We start from the raw sequence: 941 nt of genomic DNA on the forward strand, positions 1-941 counted from the left end.
ACGATGAAGAAAATTTTAATCAGATTTTCAATGAGGTTACCCGTGATTATTTGACCGCACTTTCTACACAGGTAAAAAAGCTGATTGCGGATAAAAATATTGTTAAGGCAAATCGTTTAAGAAAGACCATCCAGGCAATCCAAGGTGGTAAGTTGTCTGAAGCAAGGAAGAAGAAACTTGCCAAAATGTGCCAAGGCAGGATTTATAGCATTGCATACCGCCATGCGCTCAATAACCACGATTCCAGTACTGTGGATGATATTAGTTTAGCGGTAGCAACCTGGATTGTTTACACCATGAGCCGGGACGGCATGGGGGGAGCGTTCAGCCCAAATAAATTTAAGACCCAAGAGCAATATCAGGCGAGGATAGGTAAACTGTATGAGGTAGCTGAGCGTATGGAGGGGGTGCAAGTTAGCCAGGTAGGTGCGTTGTGCTATCTGGACGAATGCAATTACCTCAATGACCCCAATGTATGCTTTTACTTAGACCCCTCTTATCTTGACCCAGAGGACGAATCGAAGAATTTAGGAAAGGCTTATAAGTTGTCTTCTGAGAAGCAAGACCATGAGACACTATTGCAGTTAATTCAAGGTGCCCAGGCAAAAATTGTGATAAGCAATTATGATGTGCCGCTATACAATCAATACCTCCAAGCGTCGGATTGGAAGAAATATGAGATTGACACAACAACTAGTGTTGGTGGTGTGTCAGGCAACTATCGCAAAGAGGTTATCTGGAAAAACTTCTAAATTTGATTGACTGACACAACCGGAAGTGATATACTCAACTAATCAAAGTTAACAATAGCTGGGTAAGTTACTGAGTTACCAAGTTACTCGGGTGTCTTCTGATTTTGTGTTTAACTTGTGTTATTTGAGCTGCAATAGCATAGTGATAAGCAAGAAGCATTGTATTGTTTTTCAATACAATGCTTCTTT

At 41.0% G+C, this 941-nt stretch carries 1 protein-coding gene; it reads left to right on the plus strand.

Annotation, left to right across the window (positions count from 1 at the left end):
* The coding region (locus B5F88_RS20965) for a hypothetical protein (protein ID WP_275532963.1) at window positions 1–752 on the plus strand (752 nt) is incomplete at its 5' end.
* Window positions 753–941: the final 189 nt, after the last annotated feature.

It is taken from the genome of Flavonifractor sp. An306, from assembly GCF_002159455.1.
GTDB lineage: Bacteria > Bacillota > Clostridia > Oscillospirales > Oscillospiraceae > Flavonifractor.